The sequence below is a fragment of the Chroococcidiopsis thermalis PCC 7203 genome (assembly GCF_000317125.1).
Classification (GTDB): domain Bacteria; phylum Cyanobacteriota; class Cyanobacteriia; order Cyanobacteriales; family Chroococcidiopsidaceae; genus Chroococcidiopsis; species Chroococcidiopsis thermalis.
The window spans coordinates 55,469-70,283 of sequence record NC_019699.1 but is presented as its reverse complement, the minus strand read 5'-3'; the positions used below and the strand labels follow the sequence as shown (position 1 = coordinate 70,283).

General features: G+C 46.4%; 16 protein-coding genes and 1 pseudogene. 8 read left to right on the top strand and 9 right to left on the bottom strand.

The genetic code is table 11. From position 1 onward, the window contains the following. Positions 1-71 precede the first annotated feature (71 nt). Entirely contained in the window at positions 72-776 is a 705-nt protein-coding gene (locus CHRO_RS27870; RefSeq protein WP_015162965.1) for a cytochrome b/b6 domain-containing protein, read from the top strand. Between the two features lie 9 nt (positions 777-785). Continuing rightward, entirely contained in the window at positions 786-1,175 is a 390-nt protein-coding gene (locus CHRO_RS27865) for a YkvA family protein (RefSeq protein WP_015162964.1), read from the top strand. A gap of 98 nt (positions 1,176-1,273) precedes the next feature. Here the strand turns inward: CHRO_RS27865 and CHRO_RS34050 are convergent, their stop codons facing one another. Continuing rightward, positions 1,274-3,988 (bottom strand): winged helix-turn-helix domain-containing protein, encoded by a 2,715-nt coding sequence (locus CHRO_RS34050; protein ID WP_015162963.1) that lies wholly within the window; start codon positions 3,986-3,988, stop codon positions 1,274-1,276. 203 nt (positions 3,989-4,191) lie between these two features. Then, the gene (locus CHRO_RS27855) at positions 4,192-4,686 is read right to left on the bottom strand and encodes a hypothetical protein (protein WP_041463603.1); all 495 of its coding nucleotides are present in this window, start codon (positions 4,684-4,686) and stop codon (positions 4,192-4,194) included. 389 nt (positions 4,687-5,075) lie between these two features. Between CHRO_RS27855 and CHRO_RS27850 the strand changes: the two genes are divergently transcribed. From CHRO_RS27850 to CHRO_RS27830, 5 genes are all read left to right on the top strand, one after another. Beyond that, a complete protein-coding gene (locus CHRO_RS27850; protein WP_015162961.1) occupies positions 5,076-5,345 on the top strand; it encodes a thioredoxin family protein in 270 nt (89 codons plus the stop codon). A gap of 96 nt (positions 5,346-5,441) precedes the next feature. Continuing rightward, positions 5,442-6,074, top strand: coding sequence for a class I SAM-dependent methyltransferase (locus CHRO_RS27845; protein ID WP_015162960.1), 633 nt, complete (start codon positions 5,442-5,444; stop codon positions 6,072-6,074). Between the two features lie 115 nt (positions 6,075-6,189). Further along, the gene (locus CHRO_RS33020) at positions 6,190-6,813 is read left to right on the top strand and encodes an FMN-dependent NADH-azoreductase (RefSeq protein WP_015162959.1); all 624 of its coding nucleotides are present in this window, start codon (positions 6,190-6,192) and stop codon (positions 6,811-6,813) included. Positions 6,814-6,816: 3 nt separating this feature from the next. Beyond that, on the top strand, positions 6,817-7,686 hold the full coding sequence (locus CHRO_RS33015) for an RNA polymerase sigma-70 factor (protein ID WP_015162958.1): 870 nt from the start codon (positions 6,817-6,819) through the stop codon (positions 7,684-7,686). 16 nt (positions 7,687-7,702) lie between these two features. Then, positions 7,703-8,371 (top strand): class I SAM-dependent methyltransferase, encoded by a 669-nt coding sequence (locus tag CHRO_RS27830; RefSeq protein WP_015162957.1) that lies wholly within the window; start codon positions 7,703-7,705, stop codon positions 8,369-8,371. A 98-nt stretch (positions 8,372-8,469) separates the two neighbouring features. Here the strand turns inward: CHRO_RS27830 and fldA are convergent. The 7 genes and pseudogenes from fldA to CHRO_RS30975 all read right to left on the bottom strand — a co-directional run bounded on the left by fldA (position 8,470) and on the right by CHRO_RS30975 (position 14,260). Continuing rightward, positions 8,470-8,986 (bottom strand): annotated as a pseudogene (gene fldA / locus CHRO_RS27825) (flavodoxin FldA). Between the two features lie 334 nt (positions 8,987-9,320). Further along, a complete protein-coding gene (locus tag CHRO_RS27820) occupies positions 9,321-9,734 on the bottom strand; it encodes a heavy metal-responsive transcriptional regulator (protein ID WP_015162956.1) in 414 nt (137 codons plus the stop codon). Positions 9,735-9,986: 252 nt separating this feature from the next. Further along, a complete protein-coding gene (locus tag CHRO_RS27815) occupies positions 9,987-10,580 on the bottom strand; it encodes a cupredoxin domain-containing protein (protein WP_015162955.1) in 594 nt (197 codons plus the stop codon). Positions 10,581-10,734: 154 nt separating this feature from the next. Then, entirely contained in the window at positions 10,735-12,990 is a 2,256-nt protein-coding gene (locus tag CHRO_RS27810) for a heavy metal translocating P-type ATPase (RefSeq protein ID WP_015162954.1), read from the bottom strand. Positions 12,991-13,027: 37 nt separating this feature from the next. Further along, the gene (locus tag CHRO_RS27805; protein ID WP_015162953.1) at positions 13,028-13,222 is read right to left on the bottom strand and encodes a heavy-metal-associated domain-containing protein; all 195 of its coding nucleotides are present in this window, start codon (positions 13,220-13,222) and stop codon (positions 13,028-13,030) included. Between the two features lie 192 nt (positions 13,223-13,414). Further along, entirely contained in the window at positions 13,415-13,747 is a 333-nt protein-coding gene (locus CHRO_RS27800; protein WP_015162952.1) for a four-helix bundle copper-binding protein, read from the bottom strand. A 156-nt stretch (positions 13,748-13,903) separates the two neighbouring features. Beyond that, positions 13,904-14,260, bottom strand: a complete 357-nt coding sequence (locus CHRO_RS30975; protein ID WP_015162951.1) for a four-helix bundle copper-binding protein — start codon at positions 14,258-14,260, stop codon at positions 13,904-13,906. Positions 14,261-14,556: 296 nt separating this feature from the next. Here CHRO_RS30975 and CHRO_RS27790 point away from each other — a divergent pair, with 296 nt between their 5' ends. Continuing rightward, entirely contained in the window at positions 14,557-14,814 is a 258-nt protein-coding gene (locus CHRO_RS27790) for a hypothetical protein (RefSeq protein ID WP_015162950.1), read from the top strand. Position 14,815 lies beyond the last annotated feature (1 nt).

Sequence of the window (14,815 nt, the reverse complement as noted above, 5' to 3'; positions counted from 1 at the left end):
TGGTAAGATAAACATATTTTCTAAAACTTCTATTAACGGATAGTTTCTGATTAATTTTATTAGCAGATTTGATGAAATTGCCTCAGCCTTATCAGCCACTTCTTTTGCGGATTTTACACGGACTAATTGGCTTATTTGTTTTATGTGCAATTGGAACGGCTTTTTGGACTTATGATACCTATGATGGACGGTGGGGACGTATTCCTTTACCCCGATTTGAGGCAATTGAAAGCATTCATGGTACTTTTGGGCTGTATGTTTTGCTTTTATTTCCTCTGTTTGCTTTGTATGCCTTTCATCGCGGACAGCAACGCCTGATTCAACAAGATTCTCTTACGAAGCTAATTCAAGTAGGTAAACCGATATGGTGGTACACGCTGCATCGGTTAACCAATACAATTGTGATTCTGGCATTAACTTTTGCTCTCTTCTCTGGGAAGATGATGGATGAAAAGTGGTTGCCAAATGGAGAACTGAACCACACATGGTACTACATTCATCTGATTTCGTGGGTAACGATGGTGTTATGCGTTGCACTCCACCTTTTAATGGTGGTTAGGGTTGGCGGTAGAGCGTTACTAATATCGATGCTAAATTGGCAATACCGCGAGCGAGATCGCCCTACTCTGTGGTTGGGGCATTTTCTCAACTGGTGGAACGATTTGCAACTAGTTGCAGTCGCAAATTGGTTGCAGTCAGCTTCTACACTGAAAGTCTTAGAAGCTATTGTCCTGTTTAGTATTGCTGCTGCTTGGATTATTCCCCTCTTCAAGTAAGCCACAAACATGACAAGACTTGACAAGCTAAAGCAACAAGCAAAGCACCTCAAAGCAGAACTGTATGCTTTGTATCTGGCATATCGCGATCCTCGCGTGCCTTGGTACGCCAAAATATTTGTGGCGTGCGTCGTAGGCTATGCCTTCAGTCCAATCGATTTCATTCCCGACCCAATTCCACTTTTGGGCTATCTTGACGATCTGATCCTCGTTCCGCTCGGTATTACGCTGGCAATTAAGATGATTCCAGCAGATGTTATGGCAGAATGTCGCGAACGGGCGCGAAGCCTACAGCGTCAAAAGCCGAGGAATTGGTTAGCCGCAGCAGTTATCGTTGGTATTTGGTTATTATTTGCTATGCTAGCGGTGTTTTTTGCAATCAGAGCGACACGACGGTAAGACAAAACTCTCATCAACTAATCCAAACATTGGTTTTAAACCACGATCGCCCGTACAGCACATCGCGATCGCATTGCCAAATTATCTTGTTTGATGATTTATACCAAAAGTCCTAATTCTCTTGCCTTCGCTACTGCCTGAGTGCGGTTGCTCACATCCAGTTTGCCGTAGATATTGCGGGCGTGCCATTTAATCGCGGCAAGGGTGACGAAAAGTTTATCTGCGATCGCCCGATTGGAAAGACCTTGAGCCAGGTGTTGTAAAACTTCTAGTTCGCGATCGCTCAAAGGCTCGATGAGTGGCTGGACTCTAGCAACTGTCCCCTCAGCATGACTAAAGGCTGCTAACAAACGATTGACCGATTGAAGATACATCCCTGCCGCAGCAGCATCGCGCAATAACTCCGCCATCGGCTGACCTTCATCCACGAATAGGCGAATATAGTCTCCTGCATGGGGAAGATCGAGAGCTTGTTGCAGTAGATGTAGCGATCGCTTTCTATCTTCCCGCACCTGCCAAACTAAAGCTTGCAGCATCAACACTTCCATCACTCGTGCTGTACGTCCACCTGCGGCGGTAAAATCATAAAGTCGCTCCAACAGTCGCAGGGCATCGTTCAAGTATGGCTTAGTTGCATCTGCCAATCTGCCGCGAGCAATTATGACTCTTGCTAGAGTTAGGTAATCTAACTCCGAGCCTACTGGAGACTTGTCAGTAAAACTGTATCGCAATTCGTCATCCACGCTCAGAGTGCTATCCTCTGCCCAAGCGATCGCGGCATCCAAATTCCCCTGCGTTAAATCTAATCTTGCTTGACAAGCCGGAACCGAAAGAATCGTTGACCACAGCCAAACTTGACACTTTTGGGCTGCCTTAATTGCATCCCTTGCTGCTTGGGTATCCCCTTGCGCCTGACGCACGCGAGCCAAGGTAATGTAACCCATCATCAAACCTGGCTGTCGGGTTTGAATACCGCGATCGATGCTTTCGGTCAGGTGTTGTGCGGCTGCTTCTAATTGATTCTGTTCTCGCAGCAATTCCCCCATTGCTACCTGTACCAATACACCTGCATAGGTAGACAACCAACTGCGTTCCCTAGCTAGCTCGACTCCTTGCTGGCACAGGGTAGTTGCCTCATCGAGCCGACCGCGTAAGGCGAGAAACTGCGCCTGCAAATACAATCCTGCAATCGCCGGATCTGCTATGCCTTTGTTTTTACCAATTTGAGTCACTTCTGAGAGTAAGCTTTTAGCCGCTGCATAGTTATCTGCAACGAAGTAAGTCACACCTAGATTGAGTAAAATAACTGCCCGCAGCCAAGAATCGTCTTGAGGCAACTGCTGCAAAGCTCGTTCCATTAGCGTCACTGATTCAGCCGTTGCTCCCTGTTGACGCGCTTGTATGCCTTTAATCGCAGTCACCAGCCCCCATAACTTCTCAGTATTTGCCGAGGGTTCTTGTTGTTGCAGCAGGGATTCCAGCGATTGAACCGCCTGCACTGCGGCGGGAAATTGAGCTGTAGAATAGAGCGCCCAGGCGTAAGATAGCAACAACCACGGGCGCATCCATACCAGATCGTCGGGCATTGCTTTTAGAAATGCTAACAACCTGCTAGGTTCGATCCGTGGATTGCTTAGCCCAGCTTCCCGCTCGATCGCCTCTGCTGCCTGAGAGAAATCGCCTGCGGCAATCGCGTGGCTAATTGCTTCGGTGACAAATCCATGTCGATCGTACCACTCTCGCGCCCGACGATGATACTGGCTCACCTGCTCCGGTTCTATCCGTTGCAAGCGATCCAAAAGCAGTTGGCGAAACAGATGGTGATACCGATACCACTGCCGATTGTCGTCTAGCGGCACAACAAATAGATTGCGGTGTTCTAGCTGTGCTAAAGTCTCCGTCCGAGTGCTTCCCACCACTGCTTGACAAAGATCGTCGCACATCTGCTCCAGAATTGAACTACGCAGGAGAAAAGTCTGGAGGGGTTTGGGCTGACGCTCCAGCACCTCTTCAACTAAATAGTCCAAAATGTAATGCCGATCGCCTGTCAATGAGGCAATAAATGCCGAAATATCCTTGACATCGCGCATTGATAGCGCCGCCAGTTGCAATCCGGCAATCCATCCCTCCGTCCTTGCCTGAATCGCCGCTACTTGCTCCTGAGATAAAGGCAGTTGCATTGACCGAGCGATGAATGCAGTTGTTTCTGCTAGGGTGAAGCATAAATCTGCTGCTCCCAGTTGCGTCAACTGGTTACGGACGCGCCATCGCGCTAGTGGCAGGGGTGGATCGACGCGACTCGCGATCGCCAAGTGTAGTTGCGGTGGCAGGTGTTCGAGCAAAAAGGCGATCGCCTCATGGATGGGACGAGCTGCAATCTCGTGATAATCGTCCAAAACTAAAATCCGATCGTCCGAAAAACTGGTAATTTCGTTAATTAGCGGGATGAGGAAAGACTCGAACGATGGGGATTCAAGCGATAGCGAAGCGCTGCTGCAAGCAGCAGATCGCAGCATGGAGAGCGTTGCTTCTCCAATATCGGGATGGGATTGCTGCAAAGCTGCAACAAAATAAGTCCAGAAGCGGATCGGATCGTTATCCCCTGCATCTAGCGATAACCAACTGCTAGATATTTTAGTTTGACGCAGCCACTCGCTCAGTATGGTAGTTTTACCAGAGCCAGCTGGAGCCGAGATCAGGATTAACTTCCCTTCCATACCCCGATCCAGCCGTTCGAGCAGGCGATCGCGCTGCACCAGGTCAGAGCGAACGGAAGGAACGTGAAATTTAGTCAATAACAGGGAAATAGTCATCGATGATGCCCTTCATCCCTAATTCACGCTACTTGGCTAACGTATTACTGTCAAATCGACCAATTAGAATCTATCTCAAAACTAGCAAATTAAGAAGGTTACTAGGCAAACAACTTTACAACAAATAAAAGCTGCTTGTCGGCGCTACTAGGGCAATGCACAAGCCAATTTATTGTTGAGAAATCGATCGGTAAAGTATTCCATTACATTAGTTTCGAGTTTCTATATCTGACATGAGAGAGTTGGCGCTTGACGAACCAAATTGTCAGAGGCGGTATCAGCATCCACATCAATAGTGGCAATAGTCCAGTACCGAAAATTGGAAGTGTTGGCATGGAGTCGGCATATGCCCATACACCAAGCGATCCAGTCGCTAGGGCTTCAAAAATAACTGTAATCGCAACTCCTACAAGTGTAAAAATGCCGATTTGCCAGCGGCTAGGTTGATGAAACCATTGACGCGATCTTGATATAGCTGCAACTACCCAAAAGGAAGTCAGTGAGATGCCAACATCCCCCATTGTAGCGAGAGTGCAATTGCTAGTTATGTCGAAGTAGGAAAGTTCGGAGGGAATTTGATAAAACGGCATTTGCTGAATTTCCCAGAAAAAAGACAACAAAAATGAAAATATACTCACATTCCATTCGGGTGAATCCAGCCAACGAAAGGAGTGAATGGTGTTTTGATGATTTGACATACGATAATTTAAGTAAGTTCTTGAGACAGTCATTCAATAGTGGAGTGAGGTATGGAGAGCTAACTACTCGGTTAAAGAAACTCTATCGCCGCCTCGATGCTTGGAGAAGTAAATTGTTTTCGGTAGACAAGGTAAGTAACGCAATGGAAATTAATGAATATCAGCAGCCCATGTAATTGCTTGTTTGCTCAAATCCCTTGAGTGTAAATAAGTTAACCATAAAACTATTGAGTTCAAACCAGAAAAGCCACCAGCAGACAAAGGAGTATTATTCTCAGGACTGCAATGTTTTGGCGAGATTTTATTCCTCTTGACTCTCCAGTTAACTAGAGAATCCAGAATAAGAATAGTAGCAGGAAAAAATTTTTAATGCGTTCCTGGTGGAAATTATGGCAACTCGTAAGATTGAAATTTTTGTAGCCGACTGCCCTCTTTGCAATGAGACAGTCCGATTGGTGCAAGAACTAACTTGTCCTAGTTGTGAGGTATCAATATATGACCTGCGACAGGGACAGACACATCCAACCTACCTGGCAAAAGCCCAGCAATATAGGGTTCAGGCAGTTCCCGCGTTGGCGATCGATGGAAAACTGGTTTTGACTGGTAAACCAAATCGAGAGCAACTGCAAGCTATTGGCGTAGGTCAGCCTCTAAATTGAAATTGGAGGTGTGGCAATCAAAAAAGATTGAAGTTGTATGGAGATTTTTCATAACTCTTTTGGCGATCGCTCGTTCAACAAACATCTAAAATCGACATGACTAAAACCACAGTTCGAGAACAATACGACCAAATGGCAGCGAAGTACGATCGACGCTGGAGCAGTTATATTACCAATACGCTGTCATTTCTCCAAGACTGGACGCAGATTTCTCCCCAAGACAAAGTGCTGGATATTGCCTGTGGCACGGGGGAATTTGAACGACTGGTACTGACCCAGCAGCCGATGCAAGAGATAATTGGAGTAGACATTTCCGAAAAGATGCTGGCGATCGCCCGCGAAAAACTGCACGCCGCCTACCCCAACGTTTCGTTTCATTCTGCGTCTGCGACGGCATTACCCTTTCCCGACAATAGCTTTGACGTAGTTGTATCTGCCAGTTCTTTTCACTATTTTGAAGATCCTGTAGCAGCATTGGTGGAGATGAAGCGAGTTTTGAAGCCTAACGGTAGGGTAATCATTCTAGATTGGTGTAAAGATTATCTGCTATGTCGGCTCTGCGATTTGGTGTTGAAGTTTTTTGACCCAGCTTACCAGCAGTGTTACACCGAAACAGAGTTTCATCACTTGCTGGAGCTAGCAGGCTTTGACATCCACCGCGCGACAAAATTCCGCTTTAATATCGTCTGGGGAATGATGATAGCGACAGCCACGCCCCGCCATAATTAGTCGAGTGTCGATCCCATTATTATTATTAATACTGCTGTAATCTTGTCACAACAGCGAGGGGTTCTTCGTCTTATAGGTAAGTATTGCCTGTCTTTTAAGGACGAAACACTTTCTCATGAAGTTACTCGAAGTCCAATCTAGCGTTCGCCTGGAGCGATCGGTTTCTCGCAGTCTTAGCCACGAGTTTGTCCAAGCTTGGCAGATGAATCATTCTCATGCTCAGCACAAGATGCGGGATGTTGGCACGAATCCTCCGGCTCATCCTACAGAATTATGGACACAAGCCAATTACACTCCTCCAGAGGCTCGAACTTTAGAAATGGTTGGGGTTTTATCTCACTCAGAGCAACTGATTGCAGAATTACTTTGGGCAGATTGCTTGTTGCTGGGAGTACCAATGTATAATCTCAGCGTGCCGTCTAATTTCAAGGCTTATTTGGACAATGTTGTTCGCGTCGATCGCACCTTTGCCTTCGATTGCGAGACATTTACGCTTCAAGGACTGGCTACAGGCAAGAAAGCGTTAGTCATTACCCCAAGTGCAGGAGATTACGCCCCAGGTACACCAATGGCGAAGTTTGATTTTTGCGAACCGTACCTGCGAGCAATTTTAGAGTTTATTGGCATCGCTGACGTGACAGTTATTACTGTACCAAACCAATTCATGCCAGATGAAATTCGCCACCAGCAAATTGAAACAGCGCGAACTAAACTTATGGCTTTAGCAGCTACTTGGTAACTGATGAATCGATTAGAGATTTTTAACCAGTATCGACCTTTGCTCTTGGCGATCGCTTATCGTATGCTTAGCAGTGTTGCGGATGCTGAAGATATGGTACAGGAAGCATGGTTGCGATGGCAAACAGCAGAAGCAACGGTGCGATCGCCCAAATCCTATCTTTCCCAACTCATTGCTCGTTTGTGTATCGATCGCCTGCGCTCAGCCCGCGTCCAACGAGAAAGGTATATTGGTGCATGGCTGCCAGAACCATTAATTACCCAAGAATTTTCTCATCCTGCAAAGCAAGTCGAGCTAGCCGAATCGCTCTCATTTGCGTTTTTAACCTTGTTAGAATGCTTGTCTCCCACAGAACGAGCGATTTTCCTACTGCGCGAGGTATTTGACTATGACTACGCTGAGATTGCCAAAATCGTTGGGAAAAGCGTTCCTAATTGTCGTCAAATTGTCCGTCGCGCTCGCCAGCATCTTGCTTTACGTAGACCTAACGTGACTGCATCCATTCAACAACAGGAAGCATTGGTCGAGCAGTTCCTAGAAAGCTGGGATCGAGGGGACTTGCACGGACTGATTGTATTGATGTCGGAAAATATCACCTTTTGGTCAGATGGAGGCGGGAAGGTTACGGCAGCTTTAACTCCCCTACACGGTCGGCAGAAAGTTGCTCGTTTCCTAATTGCCATTCGTCGCAGCTCGTTGCTACCAGCATTTACTGCTAGCTTGCTGCAAATCAACGGTCGAGCGGGAATCGTTAACTACATAAATGGTTCTCCAACCGGAGTCTTTACCTTTAGTTTTGCCGATCGCTATATCCAATCTATTTTTGCTGTTGTAAATCCAGAGAAGCTGAGAGCGATTCATCCATCATATTGAGTAAAGTAGAGAAAAAATGCATAGAAGAGTAGAGTCCCATCAACAAGCACCTCAAACCACGGGTCAAACGGTTAGACGTTGGGCGCATTTGTATGATGCAGTTGTCGGCTTAGTGGCACTAGGGAAAGAGCGGGATATTCGAGAAATGACGGCTCAAATCGCAGGGCTAAAACCGAGCGACAAAGTGCTGGATGTAGGTTGCGGTACTGGCAGTCTGGCGATCGCAGTTAAGACGCGAGTTGGAGCGACGGGTGAGGTGTATGGGATTGACGCTTCTCCAGAAATGGTAGAGGTGGCGAGACGTAAAGTCTCTCAAATCGGTGTAGATGTCGCTTTTCAGGTGGGACTAATTGAGAATATTCCTTTTCCCGATTGTACGTTCGATGTTGTACTCAGTAGCATGATGCTGCACCACTTGCCAGGAGACGACCTGAAACGCCAAGGATTTGCCGAAATGTACCGCGTTCTCAAACCAGGTGGCAGCTTGTCGATCGTCGATATTGAACCACCTGCCAGCCCTTTGCTACGAATTCTACACCCGATACTACTCGTCCACTTTTGGGTGAGAATCAAATTGCAAGATTACCAGGCTGTCATGGAAGCGACTGGTTTTACGGAAATTGAAGTGGGAAAGACTGGTTATGGTGGACTTGCTTTCATCCGAGGCAGAGCAAGTAAGTCTTAAAGGTACTGCAACAATAGGGCAGCGATGTAAACCAAGAGGATAAAACAACGAAGTTCGTCCAATACTTCCCAGTTTGACAAGCCACCTGCGATCGCGTCCTACAGACTAAATTCCTGCTTCAGCTGAGTGACCCAAGTTTTGATGCGCTCGTCTGTTAAATCTGATTGATTATCTTCATCTAATGCCAGACCGACAAATTTCCCATCGCGTAAGGCTTTAGAATCAGTAAATTCGTAACCATCTGTAGACCAATAGCCGACTGTTTCGCCACCTCGTTCGACAATTTTTTCTTCTAATATGCCCATAGCATCCTGGAAAGTGTTGGGATAGCCTACTTGGTCGCCTTCACCAAAATAGGCAACTTTTTTACCGCTGAAATCAATGGTATCTAATTCGTCAAAAAAGTCTTCCCAATCGCTTTGCAGCTCGCCAACATTCCAAGTAGGGCAGGCAACCGATGATGATGTAGTTATAGCCTTCAAAATCGCTGGCTTCAGCCTTGGAAATGTCATTTAAATCAACGACGTTATCTCCACCAAACTCTTTCTGAATTATTTCTGCCGCTGTTTGCGTGTTGCTGGTTTGAGTTCCAAAAAATAAACCAATTTTAGTCATTTCTTCTCCTCATTAGAACTAAAACTAATTTAAATTCTCTACCCAACTGGAGAGTCAAGAGGATAAAAAAAAACTGGTGACGAAGTTTTGAAACATGAAACAGTTAGTGCTTGATTGAAAGAAGCACTAATTGTAAAATCGCATTTATTACTGTTTCAGCACGATTTTTCAGGTTGACGTAGCAGACTGGCAGAGCGATCGCCAGGAAATAAAGAAGATCGAGAATATGCCTACGACTTTCTAACTATTCAGTCTTGAAGTATTTCACAACTCAAGTCATATTCAGCTTTTAGGTGAAAGAGAAAACTTGAGATTCTAATGCAGAAGTCCTTGTCTATGCACGTTCAATAATCGGGCAAATCGTCCCTTCAGGATTTTCCGGTATAGTCTGCCAACCAGAGAGTAGTCCTGTTAACTCTAGCTTGAGAATCTGTAGCTGCTGAATTTGTTGCTCGATTTGGGAGATTTTATCTTCTAGCTTTATTTGGATGTGTTCGCACGGTAGCTCGCCGCGATCGTGAATCTCTAAAAAATCTTTAATTTCTGCTAGACTTAACCCCAGTCTCTGCGCTCGTTTAATAAAGTTCAACCGAGCTAAAACATCAGAACTGAATATTCTAAATCCACCTTCCGTTCTCCCCGATGTTTTGAGTAGACCTAACTCTTCATAATAGCGAATTGTTTTGATTGGTACGCCACTTTCCTTAGCAACTGAACCAATTAATTTTGTTTGTTCTTGAACTAACATATTCAACTCCTCTGCTCGTAAACTCAGTCACCTCTATTTTAAACTCTCTATCTGACTGGAGAGGCAAGAGTATAGGCAATAAAGGGAGCAGGGAGCAGGTAGTAGGGAATCCACGTATGAACGTGTCAATGGAAGTAAGGACTCCAATTGTCTCGTACTAAATATCTCAATATAATTCTTTTTATGCAAATTAAGCTTCAAACCCACAACTAAAGTTGTTGATGTTCTCCCCTGCTCCCTACTCCCTGCTCCCTATTTATGGGCAGATGCTTTCCCATTGTTGTCAACGCTGGATGCCCGTACTGTGATAGGAGAATTGGCTGCTTGAACTTCTAGAGCGCCTCGAAACATATTCATGCCACAGGTAAACTCATATTTGCCAGGTTTGTCGGGCGTGAACTCAATCGGCGTAACTTTGTTCAAAGGTAGTTCCTGGGCAATATGAAAGTCAGGAAAACGGACTTCTTCAAGGCAACTGCTAGGATCTTTACGGTAGAAGTTGAGTCGCACTGGTTCACCTGCATTGACCACAACCCGACTCGGTTCGTATCCACCATCAACAGCAATATCGATTTCCTGAATCCCCCGATCTGTCTTGGCTTTTTGCGATTTAGGCTTGCTCAGCAGAAACCACCATAGCTCTAGCCCAATTAATCCTAAACCACCAACCGTAACTGCACCTTTTAACCATAAGGGTTGTTCGATGCGCTCAAACTGACTGGTGCTCTCTGACTCGGAATGTTGTATTCCTTCATGCGGCATTTGTGCTACTGCTTGACCCGAAGCAATTCCTAAAGCCAATCCCAAACTGGCAATACTACCGACGATGGCGCTTTTATTCATCATTGGAAAACCTCCTAGATAATCACTCCCCAAATTGCTCCCAACAGAAATCCAAATCCTGCTAATGTAAAGAAAAATGTTGTTTTCTTCAGCATCGTTATTTCCCCTTTCTTAGTGATGCGATTGCCGCTGGCACTGCGCTCCGCGCAATCGCGCTTCAACTGATTTTTGGCTGGAAGTTACGCAGACGTAGTGCATTTGTCACTACGGAGACAGAACTAAATGCCATCGCCGCACCTGCAATAATCGGACTGAGCAACCAACCGAAGAAAGGAAAGAGAATCCCTGCGGCAATTGGAATCCCAGCCACGTTGTAGATGAAAGCAAAAAACAGATTTTGTCTGATATTGCGAATCGTGGCACGCGAAAGTTGAATTGCCGTGACAATCCCTTGTAAGTCACCAGAAATTAGCGTAATGTCGCTAGCGGCGATCGCCACATCCGTACCCGTGCCAATGGCAACGCCGACATCCGCTTGTGCTAGGGCTGGTGCATCGTTAATTCCGTCTCCTACCATTGCCACAACCTTGCCTTCTGCTTGAAGGTTCTGTACTTGAGTGGCTTTTTGGTCGGGACGAACTTCAGCAAAGACTCGTTTAATCCCTACTTCACGGGCAATAACTTCTGCCGTGCGGCGGTTGTCACCCGTCAGCATCACTACCTCTAATCCCATCCGTTGCATCGTGCGGATGGCTTGAGTTGAAGATGGTTTCACGGCATCGGAAATGCCCATAATTCCCTGTACTGTGCCATCGATCGCAATCCAGATGACTGTTTTCCCCAAATACTCCAAGCGATCCCACTGTTGTTGCAATTGGCTGGTATGAATGCCCAATTCATTCATCCAACGATGAGTACCGATTTGGATTAGTCGGTCAGATACATAGCCTTGCACACCGCTACCTGCAACTGCTTCAAACTCCCGTACTTCTGTTGGTTCAACTCCCTGCGATCGGGCATATTGCACTACTGCTTCAGCTAAGGGATGCTCGGAATTGCGTTCGACGGATGCCGCTAGGCGTAAAAGTTTTAACTCGTTGCTATTTGCCGTACCATTGACACTTACAAAGTCCGTTACAGTCGGCTTACCTTGGGTAATCGTACCCGTCTTGTCGAGAACGATCGCTTGTAGTTTGTGCGCTAGCTCTAGGCTTTCTGCACCTTTAATCAGAATGCCATTTTCTGCGCCTTTCCCCGTACCAACCATAATCGAAGTTGGTGTAGCCAAACCCAAGGCACAGGGACAGGCAATAATCAACACCCCCACTGTGGTAATCAACGCCATCGTCACGTTGCCCATGATGTTGAACCAGATGATAAAGGTAGCGATCGCGATCGCTATTACCGCAGGTACAAACCACCCCGTCACTTGGTCTGCTAACCGTTGAATTGGTGCTTTGGACCCTTGAGCTTGCTGCACGAGCTTGACAATTTGCGCTAAAAATGTATCTTTGCCGACTCGTGTTGCCTTGAACTGAAAGCTTCCGGTTTTATTGAGCGTGGCTCCAATGACTTCATCACCAGGCTGCTTTTTCACGGGAACGCTTTCACCCGTTACCATCGACTCATCAATCGTAGAAGCACCATTCACAATTTCTCCATCGACGGGAATCTTTTCCCCAGGACGCACCAGAATGATATCACCCAAAACAACTTCGGCAATAGGAACATCCATTTCTCGCCCGTTGCGAATCACCCGCGCCGTCTTTGCCTGCAAGCCCATAAGTTTGCGAATCGCTTCTGAAGTTTGCCCCTTGGCACGGTTCTCTAGAAGTCGTCCCAGCAAGATTAAAGTAATGATGACCGCTGCGGCTTCGTAATAAACATCCGGTCTGAGTCCTTGAGCGATAAACCAGCCAGGAAAGAAGGTGGGGAAGAGGGAATATAAGTAAGCCGCACCCGTACCGATCGCCACTAATGTATCCATCGTAGCGGTATGGCGCTTGAGAGCTTTCCAGGCATTGACGAAGAATGATGCACCGCACCAGAACTGTACGGGAGCGGTTGACACCAGCTGGAGCCAGGGATTGTGCAGCCACACGGGAATGAAGGGGATAGACAGCCCCGTCATGGCAGGCAACGATCCAATAACTAGAGTGGCACTGATAATACCACTGACCCACACCTTGCGGGTTAAGGCGCGATTTTCCATCTGCCGCGTCTGACGTTCTATATCGTCTTCTGCTGCCAACACGTCTTCTTGCATCGGTTGAGCGGAATATCCAGCCGCATCAACTGCATTTTGCAGCGTTGCCACGTCTGTCTTTTGAGGATCGTATGTAACTGTGGCTTGTTCGGCTCCAAAGTTAACACTGGCATGGCTCACCCCAGGAACAGAGCGAATGGCATCTTCAATGTTGTTCGCACAAGAGGCACAGCTCATGCCTCTTAGTTTCAGCGTCAAGTTATCCATAATTGCTTTTCATTGGTAACTGGTAACTAGTTGCTGCTTAAGCTGCGGGATAGCCAACAGATGCGATCGCCGCTTTAATTTCCGCTTCTTCTCGCTGCGTATCGATCCTGACTATTTTCGTTTTTGGGTCTGCTTCTACTTTTGCTGTGGTATCGACACTTCTAATTGCCTTAGTCACAGTATTTACACAAGCAGCACAGGCAAGTTTAGGAACTTTCAGTTGTAGTGACATTTGCTGACTCCATGAAGTAACTAGATCTATTGTGAATTCTCTAGTCAACTGGAGAGTCAAGAGGGAAATACAATTTTGTTTTTTTACTTCTAGCAGCTGCAATCGCTTCTAGGAGCGATCGCTCCATATAGCAATTCCCTCCTTAAAAACTAAGGAGGGTTATATGCTACCTAAAGGGTTGTTTGAAATTGATTAAGCTATACCTGCAACGCTAGCAACCTTACGGTATTCCTCAACGGCACGCCGACAAGCTTGAGCGCATTTTTGACAATGGGGGCTATCTTTGTGCTTCTCGCATTCAGTGGCACATGCTTCACAGATTTCGATACACGAGCGAACAATCTGAGGAATAAAGCGCGAACCACGGCTCATGTAAGCAGCAGAAGTCCAGCAAATGTCTGCACAATCGCGGCAGAGGCGAGCGCATTCTGGCATACTACCGAGACACGCATCTTCGCAGTGTTCGCACTCATAGGCGCAGTGAACGGCAGCATCTACAATCGATTGGTAATCTTGATGCGGCATGGGAACTCTCCTAGCACTTAAGTATTAACTTCACGATCGAGCTTAGAGTCTCTAGTCAGATGGAGAATCAAGGCAAGCGAGTACTACTAGAGACAGATTCTGGTACTCGTGGTAATGCGTCTGCCCATCCAAGGAGCAGACGGCAAAGTCAGTTATTTACGCAGCCATAGCTGTAGCCATTTGACGGCAGGACTCGGCGCAACGGCGGCAGGACTGAGCGCAACGCTTGCAGTGGTCGTGGTCGTGCTTTTCGCACTCAGCCGCACAGCGATCGCAAGCCTCGGCACAGACGCGGCATAACTGACCGTGGAGGTCGGAGTTACGGGACATAAAACGAGCGCAGATATCGCAAGTGTCAGCACAATCGCGGCACAGCTTGATACATTGAGCCATCATTTGTACCATGTCGCTATCTAAGCAAGCAGTGGCACAATTTTCACACTCGCGCAGGCAATCCAGACAAGCTTGAATGCATGTGTCAAGTAAGGATTGGTGAGATTGAGCTGTTGTCATAAGTTTCCTCCGAAAGCTTTAAAAACAAAATGAAGCAGTCATTATGCTTCTGTAGCTTCACTTTAGAAACTGGCAAACGCGCTCGCGTCTCTCTAATGGCATGGAGCGAATTTCTTACTGTAGAGATACAGCGATTTCATCCAAATTTCATCTCCATGTGCATATCTGTTTTTAGCTAATACACGATTGCGAAGATTTCACGCTAATTTCATTTCCATGTGGGAACCTGGAGATATAAGAATAATGAATAACGGGTGTTAGCAAGAAGAAGACATTAACTTAATTACCACTTTTGTATGACTAATACACGTTCTAAAAGCATTACTAATAAAAAAGCTATTGCTCTACTGGTAGCTACTACTATAGTCATTATATTCCTACCAGGATTAACCGATCGCATTGCCAATTTCTTTTCTGCTCTTACCTTAAGAACCACCAATACTGTCACTGCACCCAAGCTAAAGCAAGCCGTTCAAATCTACGGCAAGCCAGAACAGCTAGGTAACGGAGTTATTCGCTCCTTTATCACGCTTGATGCTACCATTTTTCGTTAGT